Genomic DNA, 20,233 nt, shown 5'->3' on the forward strand with positions numbered 1-20,233 from the left:
AATATTCCTCATTGCCTTTTCATTTACCCCGCTATTTGTCGTGCAGTAAAACTCCCATCTCAAAATTCGGCTGGAGCAAAGAAGTTAGGTGGGAGATCCACTGTCCGTAAACGCCCGATTGGTGAAGGCTAATAATCAGTGGGGATGAACAAAACCCCCACTGATTAAAGTTTCACTTTAGCCTTGTAATTCTTTTTTGATGTTCTCAGTTAATGCAGCCATACGCTTACGACTTTCTTCACGCTCACGTTTATTTTGTTCTTCAATTTGTTGTGTTTCTTGCATACCTCTTGAAATAATATTCCAAGTTTCCTCAAGTGTTTCCATCTTAATACTAGAAGAACCTGATAATCTCGCTACTTCCACACTTTGTGTTGCGATATTTTGTGCATTTTTCTTAAGTAATTCATTTGTACGGCGATCAAGTTCAGCCATAGAATCTGCAACAAGCTTTTGACGCTTCGCATTTACCGCTTGAATAATACCATTTTTAAAGATAGGAATCGTTGTAATAAATGCTGTATTGATTTTACCGATTAATTTGTTGTTACCACGTTGAACCATACGAATTTGTGGCGCTGTTAATAGAGCAACCATACGCGCTTTTTCTAAGTCATCAATACGTTGTTCTAAAATTTCAACAGAGTTTTTAAGCGATTCTAATTCAATACCTGCTAACTGATCATTATTACGTACGCGCTCTTCGTACATCGGAACTAACTCTGTATTTAAACGCTCTAATAACATTTCCCCTGCTACTACGTATTTTTCTAAATCTAAATAATACTTTAAGTTTTGCTCATACAGGCCATCTAATGTACCAATTGATTTTTTCATTTCATCTTGATACTTCGTAATTTCTACGTATACTTTATCCATTTCGCGACCCATTGTCTGATACTTACTAAAGATTTGTTCAATCATTTTATCTGCTTTTTTGAACATGCGTGAGAAGAAACCACTTTTCTCTTCCGCAAAGTCTTTACTATCAAATCTGTCCATAATTTTACCAAGCTGTTTTAATAATTCGCCAGAGTCTTCTATTTTTGATAAAGACATTGTATGTAAAATTTGATCAGCGAAACGTGAAATTTCCATAGATGGTTCTTTTCCAAGCTCGATTAATTCTAATTGATCTTTAATATCTACCGCATTATAAATACGTTGCACTTCCGCATCTTGTCTAAGTTGTAAACGAACATCTTGTGCAGTTTGCTCATTCAATTCTGTTTTCGAATCTAGTACGACTGGGTTATTCATATGGTATTCTCCCTTTCCTTATAAAAATGGACGAAATAGTCCTTTTATTGTTTGTGATAAATTTTTATAGGCTGATGAACCATGAAACTCAAGATCGAAATTAACTTCTTCAAGCCAATGTGAATCAAATGCTCCTACTTCAATATACGGTTCAATATCGTTTCTCCCAGTTGGATTGAAGTGGAATACATCTACTCCAATTTGATTTAAAAACAATAATAAAACAGCATCAGAACGGCTTAATTCTCCACTCTTCTCATTATTAAATATAACAATTTTCGGTACTTCTTGCGAATAATCAAATTTCTCAAGCTGCTCTAAAATGTTCGGCGGGATTTGAGAAAGCTGTGCGAAAACATACAGTGCTACATCTTGTTTCGTCTCTTTCGCAATTGGTTTACACATTTCACTTTCGCACGTATGAATGATTGCCTCTGCAATACCATGTTGTAAACCTTCTGGTAAACGTTTATGTGGCCACCAATGGCTATTCATAATTAAATCCGGATGTAACTTTCCTCCGCGGTCTAAAGCATCCCGGTAATGATATTGGAAATTCGCTTTTTGTTCTTTCGTAAATGGAAATGTATTAATTAATAAACTGTTATCAAATGATGTAACAGCCTTTAATCGTTGAAAATATTCTTTATCATTCTTTGACACACCTGATATTTTTGCAAATAAAGAAGGAATATAAATATGCTTATTTTCAACAAAGAAGGTTGGGCGTACAAATGCCTTTTCTTTCGTAATTAAAAAGAGTTCATCATATGTTGTTTTTAATGTACGTGCTACAGGTGTATATGAACGGAATTGCCATGGCTTGTACAGCAGTGAATTATCGTGGTGAAGTACTTGCTCGATTTCTTTTGAAGCTTGATAAGCTACTGTTGCGACGCGCTCACGACGCCGATTAGGAAATGGCTCCAATGAAATACGGCCCAAATGAGATACGACAAAAGTCCTTCCTTCCTCATCTACACTCTCAAACCCATCTTTTCCTTCAGGGTGATAATAAAGTACATCGCAGCCGAGCATAATAAGAAAGTATAAGAAATATATACGACTCTCCGTCGCATCACCGTACCAAACGATACGCGGCATTTGTTTCTTATAATTAATCGTAGAGAACCACTTCGCTACGTAATTTTCACTTAATTTAATCATATCGATTAAAAAACGACGGAACCCTTCTGTTTTTAAAGATTGATTATGTTGTTTTTCATACAATTTTAATACGGAAATAAACGTCGTATGTATATAATGCTGTAAATCAGGATTGTCTACTTGTGGTAATAGTTGTTTTCCAGACAAATGGGCTACAAGTCTATTTACTGTAAGTCCATTCGGTGCTTCTTGATGTAATGCAAAAACTTCTTGAATATGGCGCAGTTTTTCGGGATCAATCACCTTATTTAAATTTTGTTCATGCAAAACCTCAATCCCTTTTGCTTCACTATAATCAAATAACTCATTAAAATATTCATCTACATCATTGGGAACACCAAGAATACGAGTTGCTATATAACTAAATTTCATCTCATTCTCTGTCAGTTCATATTGTGGGCGTTTTTCTAAAAGCGCTTCAAATTGCTTTAAATCTGATTCTTCTTTTAATGCACATGGTTGAAGTGTAAAACGTGAGAACACAACAGTTCACCTCCAAAAACATTTACGTTTTTTATAAAGTCTCTCTTCTATTATAAACTATTTTTAGTTATAAAAAATGGGCGCTCGTATAACGAGCAAACCCATTTCAATTATTTATGTTCATTTTTAGTAGCTGCAACTTCTTCTTTAGCTTGTCCAGAATTCTTCATGTAGTGAAGTATAAATGTTGCTCCAAACGCTATTACTAAAATAATAAAGAACAGCATATGACTTATTTCAATATGAATGACAGACAGTAGCATTTTTGCTGCAATAATTAAAATTAAAATATATGCTGTCGTTTCCAATTCTGGAATACGCTCTAACAACTTTAAGAATACACCAGCAATACCACGCATCATTAAAATACCGAGCATTCCACCTAATAGTAAAATCCAAACTTCATTCGATACACCAAATGCAGCAAGAACACTATCTACAGAGAAAGCGATATCCATTAATTCAACCATCGCAACCGTTCCCCAGAAGACACCAAACATTCTGAAGAGAATACTATTTTGGTTCATACCATGAGCTTCCTCTTCTTCTGCATTACCTTTTCGTTTATCAATGAAGTATTTAATTGAAAGCCAAGCTAAGTAAAGTGCACCTAACACTTTTACCCATGCTAATTTAATTAAGAACATTCCGATTCCAATTGCAATAAAGCGGAATACATAAGCTCCAATAAGTCCATAGAATAATGCTTTTTTACGTTTCTCTTCCGGAAGGTGTTTTACCATTACTGCTAACACAAGTGCGTTATCAGCAGATAACAATCCTTCAAGCACAACAAGTGTACCAATTAATCCCCAAGATACTGGATCTTGCAACACTTTAATCCACATGTCCAAGTCGAAAAACTGAGCATACGTATCAAGGATTCCTTGCAAAATACTCATCTTACCTTTATCCCCTATTCTTTGCTAGATTTATAGAAAGGTCAAAAAAAGGAAACGAATGTCGTTTCCCCTCTTATGCATCCAAGCCATACGCTCTTACAAGCGCACCTAAGCCACCTTGGAAACCGCTTCCTACTGCATTAAACTTCCACTGTCCATTATGACGGTATAATTCACAAAAGACAACTGCTGTTTCAATAGAGAAATCTTCTCCTAAATCAAAACGAAGAACTTCTTCGTTTGTTTCTTCATTTGCTAAACGAACGAATGCATTTGCAACCTGCCCAAAGTTTTGATTACGGCCTTCTCCATCATAAATTGTAACTGTAATAGCAATTCTGTGCACATCTGCTGGAACTTTCTTCAAGTCCACAACAAGTTGCTCATCGTCGCCTTCACCTTCACCTGTACGGTTATCTCCTGTATGTAGAACAGATCCACAAGGAGACTGTAAATTATTATAGAAGATAAAATCAGTTTCCTTCGTACATTTTCCGTTCGCATCTAATAAAAAGGCAGATGCATCTAAATCGAAATCTGATCCACCGTCATAAGATTTGATATCCCATCCAAGACCAATTACTGCTTTTGTTAAACCAGGGCTTGTCTTACCTAAATCAATTTTCTGTCCTTTTTGCAATTGAATAACCATTTATATTCACCTCTATATTTTAATCTTAAAAAATATATCCATCAGTAAATATACATTTCACTGATGGATATATAAATCTATTACTCTACATCTAAACCAAAGTTATTACATAGAGAACCTAATCCACCTTGGAATCCACTTCCGATTGCATTGAACTTCCAGTCACCTGCATGACGGTATAATTCCCCTACTACAACAGCTGTTTCAATAGAGAAGTCTTCTCCTAAATCGTAACGAATTAACTCTGCATTCTTTTCTTCATCTAAAATACGTACGAAAGAGTTAGAAACTTGTCCGAAGTTTTGGCTACGGCCTTCTCCATCGTAAATTGTGATTGTGAAGCAAATCCGTTCAATATGTGATGGAACGTTTTTTAAATCTATTTTAATCGATTCGTCATCACCTTCACCTTCGCCAGTTCGGTTATCTCCTAAATGCTCTACAGCACCATTTGCACCTTTTGGGTTATTATAGAAGACGAAATCCTCTGCACCTGAAACTTTACCGTTAGCACCTACTAAGAAAATACTAACATCTAAATCGAAATCGTTTTGTCCGTCATAACGATTCGTATCCCAACCAAGTCCTACAAGAACTTTTGAAAGACCTGGATTTGTTTTTGTTAAGTCTACCTTTTGTCCTTTTTTCAATGAAATTGATGCCATATTCAATTCCTCCTTGGTTTATCTTATTGGTAACGTGATACAATCTCACTTAAGTTTTTATCTTGTGTTCCTTCTCCAACTGCTGAAAACTTCCATTCGTTTCCGTCTCGATACATTTCACCTGCAATTAGAGTCGTTTTGCCAGCATAATTATCCGATAAATTATAGCGTGCTAATTCTTCACCAGTTTGCGGGTTTTGAATACGAATATATGCATTACGAATCATCCCGAAATCTTGGCGGCGATTTACACAGTCATAAATATTTACAACGAATACTAAACGATTAATACGGCTCGGAACTTTATGTAATTCTACGAAAATTGTTTCGTCATCACCAGCGCCTTCACCTGTTAAATTATCTCCTGAATGAATAATACTACCACAAGTAGAAAGCTTGTTTCCGAAGTAAACTAAATCGTTTTTGTTTAAAAAATGATCCCCTTCTAACATAACAACAGATGCATCACAATCTACATTTGGTTTACTTCCAAATAATGAAGACAGAAACCCACCTGATTGCCCAATTGGATCCCAGCCCAAGCCAACCTGCAGTTTTGCTACTCTCGGTTGTCCTTTCGTTAAATCGATCTTTTGACCTTTTTCTAAAATAATAGGCATGAAGTTTCTTCCTTTCTACAAAGCATTTTCCAAGGCGGAAAATATTGTATTCTTCCCTTATATTGTAGCATTATTTATCTAGTGATAAAAAGGATAAATTCTCAGTTATATGAAAACATTCATATAATTTACTTATGATGATGTAAGAAGTGGTAAATAGCACCAATCATTCCTGCGCAATTACCGTTTTGTGCAAGTTCAATTTCACAATTACTATAAATCTCTTTGTTTAAATATTTTTCTACCTCTTCTTTTACTTCTTTTAAGAACTTATTTCCTCTATCAGTAATTCCTCCACCTATAACAATCATTTCTGGATTAAGAATATAAGCAAGGTTACTAATTCCAATCGCTAAATGTTTAAAGAAAACCTCAACTGCTTGCGTAACTTCCCTATCTCCTTTATCATACAATTCGAAAATTGTTTTTCCATTCCAATTACTTTCACCTTTATATTTTCGTACAAGACGAATTAACCCTGAAATTGACGCAACCTCTTCAAACGTCTTCCCTTCTATTAACATATTTCCCCACTCGCCAGCACTAAACGAATGCCCTCTGTATAACTCTCCATCTATAAAAATCGCTCCTCCAATACCAGTTCCAAGAGTAAGCATAATAAAATTTCTTTTTCCATTTCCAATACCTTTCCATGTCTCTCCCAAAACTGCACAATTCACATCATTTTCAACGGACACAGGAACTTGTAATACCTCTTGCAATCTAGCAATAATAGGAATGGTAGCGTAGTCCGGAATATGATCCACCCCTCCCGTTACAACCCCTTTATAAATATTAACAATTCCCGCTGTACTAATACCAATTCCTGAAATAGTATGTTCAGTCATTAATTTTTTTGATAAATATATAAGCTTTTGAATAATTTGTTCCCCGCCCAAGTGAATTTCTGTTGGGACCTTTTTATGCATTAGTACTGCCCCTATTTCTGAAACAATTCCATATTTAATTTGCGTACCACCAATATCAAATGCAATATATTCTTTCATCCGTTGCCACTTCCTCTACTGTTATGAGTGTAAATTCTCCATCGCTCTACTATTTGTAGGAAATTTACATTAACTCTTTTCTCCCTTTAGAAATACACCACCTTTTTCTATATATAGTTTTTTTTGCATAAAACCCTTTTTCCTATGAAATATTACAAAGGGATGTATTTTAGATGGAATATTAATTTCTTAGGAGGAAAACAATGACGAAAATCTTCATTTTAGCATCAACACTTTCTTTATCCTTTTTTAGCGGCTTAAATATTGGTAATGCCGCAACGGAAAACTTCCATCCAATAACAAACGCTATTGTACAAAATAACGATAATTTAGCAGAAGGTAATTCAAAAGATAATAATAAACCTCCAGGAAACAATGGTTCTCAGGACGATAGTGGTTCTGGTGGCAGTGGTTCTGGCGGTAACGGCTCTGGCGGCAGTGGTTCTGGTGGTGACGGTTCTGGTGGCAATGGTTCTGGTGGCAGCGGTTCTGGTGGCAACGGTTCTGACGGCAGCGGTTCTGGTGGCAACGGTTCTGGTGGCAACGGTTCTGGTGGCAATGGTTCTGGTGGCAACGGTTCTGGTGGCAATGGTTCTGGTGGCAGCGGTTCTGGTGGCAATGGTTCTGGTGGCAATGGTTCTGGTGGCAGCGGTTCTGGTGGCAATGGTTCTGGTGGCAATGGTTCTGGTGGCAATGGTTCTGGTGGCAATGGTTCTGACGGCAACGGTTCTGGTGGCAATGGTTCTGGTGGCAGTGGTTCTGGTGGCAACGGTTCTGGCGGCAATGGTTCTGGCGGCAATGGCTCTGGTGGCAGCGGTTCTGGTGGCGGCAGTTCTGACGGCAATGGCTCTGGTGGCAGCGGTTCTGGTGGTAATGGTTCTGGCGACAATGGCTCTGGTGACAGCGGTTCTGGCGGCAATGGTTCTGGTGGCAGCGGTTCTGGTGGCAATGGTTCTGGTGGCAACGGTTCTGGTGGCAACGGTTCTGGTGGCAGTGGTTCTGGTGGTAATGGTTCTGGCGGCAATGGCTCTGGTGGCAGCGGTTCTGGTGGCAACGGTTCTGGTGGCAGTGGTTCTCAGGGCGGTAACCGTGTTAAAGGCGATAGCAGTTCTCAGGGTGGAAACGGCTCTCAAGGCGGCAACCATATTAAAGGCGATAGCAGTTCTCAGGGTGGAAACGGTTCTCACGGTGGCAATGTAAAAGATAATGCGAAAAAACAAGGCGATAAGTTACCTAATACTGCAACACATTACCCTGCATCAATTTTAATGGGGATTTCGACATTCCTAATTGGTGTGTTACTATTTATTCGTCGTAAAAACGCAAAATAAAAACAACATCCTTCCATCTAAAAAATACATGAAACAAATTGTAAAACTAAAAAGGACTTTGGATTGCATTTTATTATGCACCCCAAAGTCCTTTTCATCATCTATCAAAAAGAGCATTAATACGCTTTTCCCCAATACACCATTTTCTTAGCTTCTTTACCACAACAAATACATTCGTCAGCTAAATGCTCTTGCTCAAAAGGCATACAGCGTGAAGATACACCAACTTCTTCTTTTAGCTTCTCTTCACAAGCTAATTCTCCGCACCACATTGCTTTAATAAACCCTTGCTTTTCATCTGCTACTTTTTTCATCTCTTCGAAATTCGTCGCACTATACGTATTCTCATCGCGAAATACTTTTGCTTTATTAAATAAATAATGATGAATCTCCTCAAGTAATGCTGGAATTCGTTCTTCTAATTGATCCATTGATATAAATTCTTTTTCCTTCGTATCTCTTCTTACAAGTACAACTTGATTCTTTTCAATATCCTTTGGACCAACTTCTAATCTAATTGGAACACCCTTCATTTCATACTCATTAAATTTCCAGCCAGGTGTTTTATTACTAGCATCTATTTTTACTCGCGCAACCTTTTGAATACGCCCTTGTAACTCTGTTGCTTTTTCTAAAACGCCTTCTTTATGCTGAGCAATAGGGACAATAACAACTTGCACTGGTGCAACTTTCGGCGGCATTACAAGTCCATTATTATCGCTATGAACCATAATAAGTCCACCTATCATTCTTGTTGATACACCCCAAGATGTTTGGTGTACATATTGCCATTTACCGTTACGATCTAAAAACTTAATATCAAATGCTTCTGAGAAGTTCGTTCCAAAGTTATGAGATGTTCCTGTTTGAAGCGCTTTTCCATCATGCATTAAACTTTCAATCGTATAAGTTGCCTTTGCTCCTGCAAACTTTTCTTTTTCTGTTTTTTGCCCTTTAATTACTGGTATTGCTAAGTAATCTTCACAAAAAGAAGCATATAGATTTAAAATATTTAATGTTTCAGCTTGTGATTCTTCTGCCGTTTCATGAATCGTATGACCTTCTTGCCATAAAAATTCAGTTGTACGAAGGAATGGTCTCGTCGTCTTCTCCCAACGAACTACTGAACACCACTGATTATATAGCTTTGGCAAATCATTATATGATTGCACAATCTTTGAAAAATGCTCACAGAATAAAGTTTCAGATGTAGGGCGTACACAAAGTCTTTCCGCTAATTTTTCATCCCCACCATGAGTAACCCATGCTACTTCAGGAGCAAACCCTTCCACATGATCCTTCTCTTTTTGCAATAAACTCTCCGGAATAAACATTGGCATATACACATTTTCATGACCAGATTCTTTTAACTTTTCATCCATCACTTTCTGCATATTTTCCCATAAGGCATAACCGTACGGACGTAGAATCATACATCCTTTTACACTTGAATAGTCCACGAGTTCAGCTTTTTTTACGATATCGGTATACCACTGCGCAAAGTCCTCTTCCATCTTCGTAATAGTTTGTACCTGTTCTTTTGCCATAGTCCTTCTTCCTCCTTTAGAAAATACAAAAAAGCCCGTGTCCCCAAATAGGGACCGAGCTTTGTCGGCGTTACCACCCTGATTCATACACAAAAAAATTGAGTATGCTCTCTTTTTGATAACGGGAATTTCCCGCTGCATATGCAGAACTCAAAGGCAGGTTCCATATTGCCTTTTTAAGAATCTTTCAGCCTGGCGGATTCTCTCTCTGCTAAAAAGGTTGAACATGTACTAGTCCTTTTTCATCGTTATAACGAAATAAATTTGTTGATTATCATAATACAAATTCTTTTTTTAAACAATAGCTAATTTTCTTATTATTATATATTCTTTTCATTTTTTGCAGTTTTATACGTAGCTTTTTCGAGAGATTTTTACAAGTTGATGTGCAATCATACCGATAAGTGTACCTAGTAGAACGAAGAAACCAATAAATCCATATCCCATTCCTTCCCATCCACCAATAACCATCATTGTAGCGGGAAAGGATGCTAAGCAAAGAAGTATTAAACTAAGTGCAAATATAATATCGAACTGTTTGTCTGGAAACCGTTTCTTTAGTAAATACGAAATAGCAAATACGAGGATAATCGTGATTCCGCCAATGATGTAAAAGATACCAAATCCATCTAGCCAATCCATAGTATTCCCTCCTTCCATTCATTCCCTTATACTTAATTATATGTTTAATTTTTCTGAAAATAAATAATGAATTTTTGTTCAAAAATATATTTTTATTACCAGGTATTAATAGTAATATATAAGAATAGGTTTTATATAATCAGGAGGGAAGCTTTATGGATAAAGCATTAACAAACCACGTCATTATTTTATCTTTCGATTGCTTATCAGCTTTAGATTTTCCTATATTACAAAAACTACCTAACTTCCAATGTTTAATAAAAAATGGCGCTGTTGTGGAAAAAGTGGAGCCAATTTATCCTTCTGTAACGTATCCAAGCCACTCAACAATCGTAACCGGTAATTATCCTAATAAGCATGGCGTTGTCAGCAATACATTACTTCAACCAGGACGTGAGTCACCAGATTGGCATTGGTATCGAAAGTCCATTAAAGGAACAACTTTATACGATGAAGCACGCAAAGCAAATTTAACGACAGCTGCCCTTCTATGGCCTGTTACTGGAAGAGCAAATATTGATTACAATTTACCTGAAATTTTTCCAAATAGACCGTGGCAAAATCAAATTTTAGTTTCATTATTTAGCGGTAGTCCGCTATATCAATTAGATTTAAATCGTCGTTTCGGCCATATACGAAATGGACTGTCACAGCCTGAACTTGATGATTTCGTCCTCGCTTCTACTGTACATACAATCCATACGAAAAAGCCAAATGTTATGTTCGTACATTTTACTGATTTAGACACTCAAAGACACTATCATGGCTTTGAGTCTAAAGAAACAATAGCTGCAATCCACAGACACGACGAACGCCTTGGAAAAATTATTCATGCATTAAAAGAAAGCGGGATATACGAAGAAAGTACAATTATTGCACTTGGCGATCATAGCGCCTTAAGTGAAAACAAAGCCGTTCAATTAAATGTACTATTTCATGAAAAAGGGCTTATATCTATAAATTCAAAAGGAAAATTAGTAGATTGGAAGGCCTATTGCCAAAGTTGCGACGGGTCTGCCTATGTATATGTGAGAGACAAAAACGATACGGATACAATTCGAGAAGTACAACTACTCCTTGAAGACCTGCTTCAAAATAAACAAAACGGAATTGAATTTATACTTCATGATGAAGATGCGAAGGAATGCGGTGCAGACGGTAATTGTTTATTTATGTTAGAAGCACAAGAAGGGTATTATTTCACTGAAAACTATACAGGAGATTTTATAAAAGAAATTACTGCAAAAGATGTTACGCCTAGTAAAAAATATACATTTGGAACTCATGGTTACTCGCCAATAAAACCTAACTATGAAACAATTTTTATGGCTGCTGGGAAAGGTATTCAAAGCGGCGTTACAATTCCGTATATGAGACTGATTGATGAAGGTCCGACTATCGCTAGGTTACTCGGTTTGCACTTAGGTGAAACAGACGGCGCAATTGTAGAGGATTTACTTCAATTGTAAAGAACTGTGTATATATGTAAAAGTTATGTAAAAATCATCACTGTTTCTCTTTTTATAATTTTTATTTTTGTACACTGTTAGTAGAACAAATTTAAGGGGGAACATTATATGAAAAAAATGTCCAGACCAGAAAAAAGCTGGATATTATACGATTGGGCGAACTCGGTATATTCGCTCGTCATTACAACTGCATTATTTCCAATTTACTTTAAAGCAGCTGCAAAAGAAGCTGGACTATCTGGTGCAACTTCAACAGCCTATTGGGGATATGCAAACTCGTTCGCTACACTTTTAATTTCTATACTTGCTCCTATTCTCGGCACAGTTGCTGATTATAAAGGGTTTAAAAAAAGATTTTTCACATTCTTCTTTGGACTTGGCATCGTATTTACAAGTATGCTAGCAGTTGTTCCAACATCTCAGTGGTACTTATTACTAGGGTGCTATATGCTTGCATTAGTTGGCTTTGCTGGAGCAAACATTTTTTATGATGCATTTTTAGTAGATGTTACCTCAAAAGATAGAATGGACCGAATTTCTACAAGAGGCTTTGCATTAGGTTATATCGGGAGCACAATTCCTTTTATCGGTTGTATCGCTCTTATTATTCTTGCTCAAAAAGGAACTATCCCTTTATCAGTCGGCATTGCTAGTCAAATTTCATTCGCAATAACAGCTCTTTGGTGGGGATTATTTACAATTCCAATGCTAAAAAATGTAGAGCAAACACATTATATTGAACGTCACCCAAGACCAATTGCAATGAGCTTCAAACGCCTTGCTGATACTTTTAAAAATATTAAAGAATATAAAACTGTATTTATGTTCCTAATCGCTTACTTTTTCTACATTGACGGGGTCGATACAATTATTACTATGTCTACCGCTTATGGAACAGATCTCGGTATTAGTGCAACGAATCTATTAATCATCTTATTTGTCACACAAATTGTAGCTTGTCCATTCGCTTTATTATACGGAAAATTATCAGAAACATTTACAGGTAAAAAAATGCTATATGTCGGTATCATTATTTATATCATTATCTGCACATATGCTTATTTCTTAAAAACGACACTCGATTTCTGGATTTTAGCAATGTTAGTTGCAACTTCTCAAGGTGGTATTCAAGCACTTAGTCGGTCCTATTTTGCAAAACTAGTACCTAAAGAATCTGCAAATGAATTCTTCGGATTTTATAATATATTTGGCAAGTTTGCCGCGATTATGGGTCCAGTATTAGTCGGTGTTACAACGCAATTAACCGGAAAAACAAACGCTGGTGTACTTAGTATTATTGTTCTGTTTATTATCGGTGGATTCCTATTAACTAGAGTTCCTGAAAATGATACATCTATTACACCACCTACCCCTAAAACTAAAACGATATAAGAAAAAGATCCTCTTTACACAAGAAGAGGATCTTTTTCTTATATTTTTAACGATAACGCCTTACAATTAAAAACTCTACAGCTGGCTTTACAACTATAGCGGCACATAGTGCAAATAAAAGCGGTATATCATGAAAATCTATCCATTTATTAAAGCCTACCGATGCGAAAAACAAACCAAAAATTAATACAATGAGCACATAATATGTAACATTTGCACTTGTTTTTAATACATGTTTTTCTAAATCTTCTTTTTCCTCATTTACACCTTCAACATTATGTGCTGCCAAAGTTTTAAACATATAATGTAATGCGATGCTACAAATAAATAGTGCATACCAGTTTACTTGAAGTTCAGTTAACCAATAATAAAGTCCAAACAATAGCGTACTTATAGCTACTAATGTCGTAACTAAAAAGTTTATTTTCTCTCTCCCCAACAACTACTCCCCCTAAAGCTTGTACAAAAATAATTTATCAACAGTTGTTCCTAACACTTCAGCTAAACGGAATGCTAGCGCTAAACTTGGATCATATTTATTATTCTCAATTGCATTTATCGTCTGTCTTGATACGTTACACTTATCCGCTAATGCACCTTGTGAAATATTATTTTCAGTGCGTAATTCATAGATTTGATTTTTCACACCATTTCTCCTAACCTGTAAAATTATTTTTACAACATCAGTATATAGTCGGTACATTTCATTGTCAAAAGATTGCCATGAAAAAAGGGGGCAGTTCTGCCCCCTTACAATAGCTATTTCGAAACCAATGAATTCGTCGTTTCCTCTCGATTAACAACATCTTCTTTGTTTATTTGCATACGTAAAGCCGGACCTATCGCTAGTAAAATAAGTGACATTGCTATACAAAACACAGTAACTAATGAGGTCATCTCCTTTAATCCTCCAGCTAGTGAAGTTCCAATTAGCATAGCGCCCATAAACAGTGGTAAAATTGTTCCATTTACTCTTCCAACCATATTTTCCGGTACAAGTTGAATCATAAGCGTACCGACAACGATATTAACACAAGCTAAACAAATACCTGTTCCAAACCTCATGAAACTAGTAATCCAAAATGATGTAGATAGCCCTTCTACTAAAAATGACATCGCTAATATGCTCATACCGAATACAAACATCTTTTTCGGATTCACTTTTGAAGCGAAAACTGCAGCAACAATACCACCGATTAACATACCTATTCCATCAGCTGCGGCTAAATATTGAACTGCTTCTTTTTCCATTCCAAGCCGTTCTATTACAAGAAACACCTCTAATGGATTCGTTAGTCCAACAGCTAAGCCCATAATGGTGAAAGTAATCGTAATCATACGTAAATTTTTCGTATGAAGAACGTATTTCCAACCCTCTTTTATATCATTTTTTAATGAATCTCTCGCCACTTGCTCTTGTTCAACCCATTTTGGTAAAAATGAAAGAGCGATAGCAGATAACAAAAATAAGATGATTAAGCTATATAGTGATGTAAATAAACCAAGTTGTGTATACACAAGCGATCCTACCACTGGTCCAAAAATCATAAATAATGACTGTAATGTTTGGTTAAATGCAATCGCATTTGCTACCTGTTCTTCCTTTACATAGCGCTTAAATATACGCGAAGATGATGGCTGAGAAAACTGACCTACAATCGCGGAAATGAGTGTTGCAAAAAATATAGCCTGCCAATAATCCAGCTTTAACAACAAGACAATTCCTATAATAGACAGTACACTTAACACATCCCCAGCAACCATTGTTCTTTTCGGATTCCAGCGATCAGCTAGCGCACCACCGATAAACGAGAAAATAAAGATAGGTGCATATTCCATAACCGATAACAACGAAACTGAAACTGGATCATTATTTGTTCGCTCCATTATGAAATATAAAAGAGCCATATTTCTGATCCAAATTGCAAATTGTTGTAAAATATCAGATGCCATAACGAGCATAAATGCTCGGTTTTTAAATAAAGCGTTCATTTTCATTCCCCCTTTATAAACCGACCGTTCGGTCTAATTTATTTTGTAAGAAAAGCAACTGACCTATTATTCAGCTGCCATTCCTTTTAACAATACATCTATTGCCTTTTTATAAATACGTTTCAGCTCTTTATAATCTAACTCGTAGTAAAGTACTCCCAGCCCCGATAATAATCCATTCACAATATACATAAGATCGCGCGTATTATCTTCACGAAACTCTCCAGACTGTATGCCTGCTTCAATTAGTTTCTCAACCATAACATATGATTCTCTAGTTAAAGCTAACAGTTCATCCAGAATCTCTTTACTTACAACTTGGCTCATAGAGAATTCCTCTATTGCATTTGAAATTGGTTGCTGTATGTCCTCTACATAATATTCCGCGAGACCATATAGTTTTTCAGTACTAGTGCTATACAACTTCTCTTTTTCATTCCATTTTTCAAGCCAATCATACGTATGCTGTTTCACTACAAATAAAAATAATTCTTCTTTACTTTTAAAGTGATAATAAATGCTTCCTTTACTTCTCTCTGTAATTTCACAAATCTCTTCCATAGATGTAGCTGCATAGCCCTTCTGTGAAAACAGACTTTCTGCTTTATATGCAATTTCTTTCTTTATCTCTTCTGCGCTTCTTCTCATATTCACACCTCTTTAAACCGACCGTTCAGTCTAATAATAACAAATAAAAAACCTCTATCGCAAGAGGCTATATTCCTTATTTAGAAAACGTACTTTCAAACCACATTCGAATCATATGTATTATTCCAAATTCAAATCCTAATTTAACAAGAAATACGGTTCCCTTTTCATTTCCCTTAGTATGTTAAAAATATTTAATCAAACGTTTGTTTAACTGTTTTTATGCGTATGTAAGCCAACTAATCAAACGTTTGTTTAAAAAGAAATACGCCCCCTATAGGGCGTATTCTCATCAATCACCTCCGCCACCATCACAGCTGCCTCCGCTATCTCCGCCAAAAGATCCTCCGCAATCATGTGAACCTCCATGCGAGCTATCATTATCAGATCCAGCAAAGAAAAATAATGGTGATGAGTTGTTAGATGAATTATGAATGTTATTTTGTTTCGTAAGATTTACCTTCTTTTTGTTTGATCGAACTGCTGTTACGATCGTTCCAACTACAACAAATAATAGTATGACAATAATAAATTCCATATAAAAGCCTCCCTTAATCTTCGAATAATTGAATGGTTCTCTCTAAATTTTCAAGTGAAATGAAGCGTGATTCACGAATGATCTCTTTTCCATTATAAAATAATAAAACTGTTGGCCCTGTAAATACTGCATATCGCCCCGCGATCTCTTGCATGTCTTGTAGTAATATTTCTACTTTCTCTACGTAATCATAATTCTCTAATACGCAATTTACTTTTCTTAACATAACATCACAAACACCACAATTTTCCGTTTTAATAAATAGAAGTACCAATTGTTGTTTTTCAATATATATTGCTAATTCTTCTATCGTTTCAAATGTATTCATCTTATCCCTCTTAGCGTAATTTACGAAATACTTTATCCTGATACATACGAAAAGCTGAACTATCTTTAATCTTTCTCTTTTCCATTACCTGCTGAAAACGCAGCGTTTTTGCTGTTAACTCTTCTTGTAATTCTTTTCTCTCTACTTCATCATAACAACAAGCGATTAAATCCTCTATTTTCAATATATCTTTTTGCAATTCCATTTCTGGTGGAATCATGCCTGCATTTTTCAAGATTTTATAACTCATTCTTAATTCTGGAGGTACCATTGAAAGATCTTCTAATTGTAGTGGTTTTCCTTGTCCCGGAATATGATCAAGATCACCATTCCGTATCGCTTGACGAATTTTTTCCTCAGCAATGTTCAAAAACACATCCACACTATCCCCTCCTTTACATATTTTTACTATTATTTTACATGAAATTTCATCATCCTGCTACGTCATTCAAAATTGATTCCGTGAATTTACCGGAAATTCTTTTAAACGATACATAAAATTAATAATGCATAAAAAACGGTAATATTCCTTCTCATAAATGAATGACAACAGCACAGAAACCCGAGCCAAACTTTTAATTTTGCCAAAAATCAAAAGCTTTAATTATAATAACCTATTATAATTATATTCAGTTTATAATATGAAGTTCGTGTGAAGTTCATCTGAATTTTACATGAATTCCCTTTAAATTCTATTGTCTTCCCATACTAATCACATTATCCTTTACATATAGGAATTATTTTCATTCCTTTTCAAACTATCTATATATATAAAGAAAGATAGTAGCCTATTAGGGAAAGGCATCTAGTATTATTATAAATATAAACATAATCGCAGAAAAAGCACGCTTATAAGCGCACCATAAGAGTGCTTCTTCATACAATTCTCATGTAAGAGTTCTCGAAAATCATGTTAATCACAAAGAAAAGGCCTTAGCTTGTATAAGCTAAGGCCTTTTCTTTATTCATATTGTTCAGCGTTCCATTCTTCTATATTCCATACTTTTGTAATCCACGCTTCATAGAAAGAAGGCTCATGTGAGACAAGTAAAACTGTTCCTGTATATTGTTGTAACGCTTCCTGCAAAGACTTCTTTGTTTCTATATCCAAATGATTAGTCGGTTCATCTAAAATTAAAACATTGCTTTTCGTTACGATAAGTTCACATAAACGCACTTTCGTTTGTTCTCCGCCGCTTAATAAACGAATAGGTTTTAATACGTGCTCTTCTTTCAAGCCACACTTTGCTAATGCTTGGCGTACTTCTTTCCTTGTCATATCTGGTCTTTCTGCCCAAACTTTCTCTAATGGTGTTGTTTCTGAAGCAAACTCTTCCTGTGCAAAATAAGCTGGATTTACTCGCTCGCCAACAGAAATTGAACCACTTAGCGGCTTTATTTGGCCTAATAACGTTTTTAACATCGTCGTTTTTCCGATTCCATTATGACCAACAATCGCTATCTTTTCTCCCTTTTTCACTTGTAAATTCAGCTCTGGACATAACGGATCACTATAACCTATCCTTAGTTTCTCAGCTTGCAATATACGACTTACTGGCTCCTCATAAACAGTAAAATCAAAACGGGATCGAGTTACATGATTGACCTTTTCAATCCTTTGCATTTTCTCTAATACTTTCTCTCGACTCTTAGCCTGTTTCGCTTTTCGAATTTTATTTTTTTGAATAAATGTTTCTAACTGAGCAATTTCTTTTTGTTGTTTCACATGCGCCGATTGTAATTGTTTCCTTTGCAATTGATAACTTTGCACAAATTTTTCATAATTTCCTACGTACCGCTTCACTTTCCGTTCTTCTAGATGATAAATAACATTCGTAATACTGTTCAAAAATACTTCGTCATGTGAAATGATCACATAAGCTTTTTCATACAGTCTCAAATACGATTGCAACCATTCTATATGAGCTGTATCTAAATAGTTTGTTGGCTCATCCAGCAATAAAACATCAGCTTTTTCTAAAAGGAGCTTCCCAAGTAATAACTTCGTTCGCTGTCCTCCACTTAACTGTGAAACATCCTTTTTCAAACCTATTTCAAGTAAGCCTAAGCCGATTGCTACTTCTTCAATTTCTGTATGAATTTGATAGAAATTAGAACTTTCCAATATAGTTTGTAATTCTCCATACCTTACTAACAGTTTTTCTATTTCTCCTGCTCCATTCATTTCTTCAGCAATTTTTAACATTTCACACTCAATCGCATACAGATTAGAAAATGCACTTTGTAAGTATCCCTCAATTGTTATTCCTTCTTGTAAATCCATATGCTGCTGTAAAAAACCTATCTTCACATGTGGAAACCATTCAATGTTTCCGTCATCATGTATAAGTTCTCCTGTTAAAATCCTTAACAATGTTGATTTTCCAATTCCATTTTTCCCAACTAATCCAACATGCTCGCCCTTTAATAGTCGAAAACACGCATTATATAAAATGGTTTTCTCACCATACGAATGACTTAAATTTTCTACTGTTAATATACTCATTTTTTTCTCTCCTCTACTTATAGTTCATAAGCTAAATAGAGAGAACAACAGTATAAAGCCTTATTTAATTGTATATATATAAAATGGGTAAGGTGAATACACCTTACCCATTACATATTATCGTAAAAAAGGATTAAGGTTCTTTACCTGCTGTCTTCAATTTAGCTTAATTGTTAAAAATGGGCAGACTTCTCCCGTATCAAGCTAAAACCATTTGAAGAACAGTTGATAAAGTCATTTTATCCTTTCACTCCTTTAACATTTGTTATATTAAGAGTATAAACTACTCTGTTATATTCTATTCTCTATTTTTTCTTTTGTTCCTTCTCCGTTTTTTCATTTTCTGCGTAAATTTCTTTATACAACTTTTCTAATGCATATGGACTTGTAAAGATGAGCGTTAACGATTTCCACATATAAATTCTTCTTTGTAGTTCTATCCCATACTCTTTACTAACCATATTTTTCACTTCTGGAATATGTTCTTCGTTTTGAAATTGTTGTACAGATTTCAATTCCTTCGTCTTAAAATCCGTTAAAAGGCCTATTACAGTTCGTCCATGTTCCTGCGACCTTTCTTCTAAATCAAACTGAAGGGAATGAACAAAACCTAAAACGTGAAAGATTTGAGCATGCAACCCGACAGCAGCGCGCTGTTCCATTAAGTTGTAGCACTCTCGTTTTAACTCTTCTACCATTTCTAAAGAATTTCTATTAACTTTTCTTTTGCCAACAAACATAATTTTTACAATATGAGCGACTGCTCCCATACTTTTTAATACACTCTCTAGAATTTCTACCGCATCTTCCACATAACCATTTGAAATTATAGAATGAATAAATTCATCTAATAACACTTGAAACTTTTTAACTAAATGTAAATCACGTAATTCTGGAACAGCTTTTCTCAATTGATCCCGCCTTGAACCCACTTTAAAACTTCTGTCATTTCTTCTTCTCTTAATTCATGATGTTCCATACCATACTTCATTAATAAGATATGATTTTTTAATAAGGACTTTCCTTCTTCAAGATTATCAGCTGTTAACGAATCAACTATTTGCTCTATAGATTTCATCTTTCT

General features: G+C 35.5%; 20 protein-coding genes, 2 pseudogenes and 1 other annotated feature. Of the genes and pseudogenes, 3 read left to right on the forward strand and 19 right to left on the reverse strand.

The features are described 5' to 3' along the window. Positions 1 to 177: 177 nt before the first annotated feature. From SJY24_RS28165 to SJY24_RS28195, 7 genes are all read right to left on the reverse strand, one after another. Positions 178 to 1,260, reverse strand: a complete 1,083-nt coding sequence (locus tag SJY24_RS28165) for a toxic anion resistance protein (protein WP_044739901.1) — start codon at positions 1,258 to 1,260, stop codon at positions 178 to 180. Between the two features lie 18 nt (positions 1,261 to 1,278). Beyond that, positions 1,279 to 2,910, reverse strand: a complete 1,632-nt coding sequence (locus SJY24_RS28170; RefSeq protein ID WP_377867000.1) for a YceG family protein — start codon at positions 2,908 to 2,910, stop codon at positions 1,279 to 1,281. A 110-nt stretch (positions 2,911 to 3,020) separates the two neighbouring features. After that, the gene (locus SJY24_RS28175) at positions 3,021 to 3,812 is read right to left on the reverse strand and encodes a TerC family protein (protein ID WP_097881462.1); all 792 of its coding nucleotides are present in this window, start codon (positions 3,810 to 3,812) and stop codon (positions 3,021 to 3,023) included. Positions 3,813 to 3,885: 73 nt separating this feature from the next. After that, a complete protein-coding gene (locus SJY24_RS28180; RefSeq protein WP_377867001.1) occupies positions 3,886 to 4,464 on the reverse strand; it encodes a TerD family protein in 579 nt (192 codons plus the stop codon). 80 nt (positions 4,465 to 4,544) lie between these two features. Beyond that, positions 4,545 to 5,129: a TerD family protein gene (locus tag SJY24_RS28185; protein ID WP_377867003.1), complete on the reverse strand. Its 585-nt coding sequence runs from the start codon at positions 5,127 to 5,129 to the stop codon at positions 4,545 to 4,547. Positions 5,130 to 5,152: 23 nt separating this feature from the next. Next, positions 5,153 to 5,749, reverse strand: a complete 597-nt coding sequence (locus SJY24_RS28190) for a TerD family protein (RefSeq protein ID WP_219917002.1) — start codon at positions 5,747 to 5,749, stop codon at positions 5,153 to 5,155. A 128-nt stretch (positions 5,750 to 5,877) separates the two neighbouring features. Beyond that, positions 5,878 to 6,756 carry an ROK family protein gene (locus SJY24_RS28195; RefSeq protein WP_377867004.1) on the reverse strand — a complete coding sequence of 293 codons (879 nt, stop codon included), beginning with the start codon at positions 6,754 to 6,756 and terminating at the stop codon, positions 5,878 to 5,880. 203 nt (positions 6,757 to 6,959) lie between these two features. Here SJY24_RS28195 and SJY24_RS28200 point away from each other — a divergent pair, with 203 nt between their 5' ends. Further along, a complete protein-coding gene (locus tag SJY24_RS28200; RefSeq protein ID WP_377867005.1) occupies positions 6,960 to 8,087 on the forward strand; it encodes a cell wall anchor protein in 1,128 nt (375 codons plus the stop codon). 116 nt (positions 8,088 to 8,203) lie between these two features. Here the strand turns inward: SJY24_RS28200 and proS are convergent, their stop codons facing one another. Together proS and SJY24_RS28210 are read right to left on the reverse strand one after the other, a co-directional pair. Continuing rightward, entirely contained in the window at positions 8,204 to 9,634 is a 1,431-nt protein-coding gene (gene proS / locus SJY24_RS28205; protein WP_377867006.1) for a proline--tRNA ligase, read from the reverse strand. A 46-nt stretch (positions 9,635 to 9,680) separates the two neighbouring features. Beyond that, positions 9,681 to 9,889 (reverse strand) — a binding site (T-box leader). 93 nt (positions 9,890 to 9,982) lie between these two features. Further along, positions 9,983 to 10,276: a YesK-like family protein gene (locus SJY24_RS28210; RefSeq protein ID WP_377867007.1), complete on the reverse strand. Its 294-nt coding sequence runs from the start codon at positions 10,274 to 10,276 to the stop codon at positions 9,983 to 9,985. Between the two features lie 155 nt (positions 10,277 to 10,431). Here SJY24_RS28210 and SJY24_RS28215 point away from each other — a divergent pair, with 155 nt between their 5' ends. Further along, positions 10,432 to 11,745 (forward strand): alkaline phosphatase family protein, encoded by a 1,314-nt coding sequence (locus tag SJY24_RS28215; RefSeq protein ID WP_377867009.1) that lies wholly within the window; start codon positions 10,432 to 10,434, stop codon positions 11,743 to 11,745. Positions 11,746 to 11,853: 108 nt separating this feature from the next. Beyond that, the gene (locus SJY24_RS28220) at positions 11,854 to 13,137 is read left to right on the forward strand and encodes an MFS transporter (protein ID WP_377867010.1); all 1,284 of its coding nucleotides are present in this window, start codon (positions 11,854 to 11,856) and stop codon (positions 13,135 to 13,137) included. A 46-nt stretch (positions 13,138 to 13,183) separates the two neighbouring features. On the opposite strand, the gene SJY24_RS28225 is transcribed toward SJY24_RS28220, so the two are convergent. The 10 genes and pseudogenes from SJY24_RS28225 to SJY24_RS28270 form a co-directional block, all read right to left on the reverse strand. Continuing rightward, positions 13,184 to 13,576 carry a hypothetical protein gene (locus tag SJY24_RS28225; protein WP_377867011.1) on the reverse strand — a complete coding sequence of 131 codons (393 nt, stop codon included), beginning with the start codon at positions 13,574 to 13,576 and terminating at the stop codon, positions 13,184 to 13,186. Positions 13,577 to 13,588: 12 nt separating this feature from the next. Further along, a complete protein-coding gene (locus SJY24_RS28230; protein WP_128856027.1) occupies positions 13,589 to 13,840 on the reverse strand; it encodes a helix-turn-helix transcriptional regulator in 252 nt (83 codons plus the stop codon). Between the two features lie 56 nt (positions 13,841 to 13,896). Continuing rightward, complete coding sequence (locus tag SJY24_RS28235; RefSeq protein WP_377867012.1) at positions 13,897 to 15,129, reverse strand: MFS transporter; 1,233 nt, start codon at positions 15,127 to 15,129, stop codon at positions 13,897 to 13,899. A 66-nt stretch (positions 15,130 to 15,195) separates the two neighbouring features. Then, the gene (locus SJY24_RS28240) at positions 15,196 to 15,777 is read right to left on the reverse strand and encodes a TetR/AcrR family transcriptional regulator (protein ID WP_377867013.1); all 582 of its coding nucleotides are present in this window, start codon (positions 15,775 to 15,777) and stop codon (positions 15,196 to 15,198) included. A gap of 76 nt (positions 15,778 to 15,853) precedes the next feature. Then, positions 15,854 to 15,940, reverse strand: a pseudogene (locus SJY24_RS28245) (histidine kinase); the annotation flags it as partial. Positions 15,941 to 16,069: 129 nt separating this feature from the next. After that, positions 16,070 to 16,315: a hypothetical protein gene (locus SJY24_RS28250; protein WP_377867014.1), complete on the reverse strand. Its 246-nt coding sequence runs from the start codon at positions 16,313 to 16,315 to the stop codon at positions 16,070 to 16,072. Positions 16,316 to 16,328: 13 nt separating this feature from the next. Continuing rightward, positions 16,329 to 16,643, reverse strand: a complete 315-nt coding sequence (locus SJY24_RS28255; protein WP_377867015.1) for a thioredoxin family protein — start codon at positions 16,641 to 16,643, stop codon at positions 16,329 to 16,331. Positions 16,644 to 16,653: 10 nt separating this feature from the next. Next, positions 16,654 to 17,025, reverse strand: coding sequence for a DnaJ family domain-containing protein (locus SJY24_RS28260; protein WP_377867016.1), 372 nt, complete (start codon positions 17,023 to 17,025; stop codon positions 16,654 to 16,656). A gap of 579 nt (positions 17,026 to 17,604) precedes the next feature. After that, positions 17,605 to 19,149 (reverse strand): ABC-F family ATP-binding cassette domain-containing protein, encoded by a 1,545-nt coding sequence (locus SJY24_RS28265; protein WP_377867017.1) that lies wholly within the window; start codon positions 19,147 to 19,149, stop codon positions 17,605 to 17,607. 305 nt (positions 19,150 to 19,454) lie between these two features. After that, positions 19,455 to 20,227 (reverse strand): annotated as a pseudogene (locus tag SJY24_RS28270) (hypothetical protein). Positions 20,228 to 20,233: the final 6 nt, after the last annotated feature.

Source organism: Bacillus sp. R86525, from assembly GCF_042466195.1.
GTDB lineage: Bacteria > Bacillota > Bacilli > Bacillales > Bacillaceae_G > Bacillus_A > Bacillus_A nitratireducens.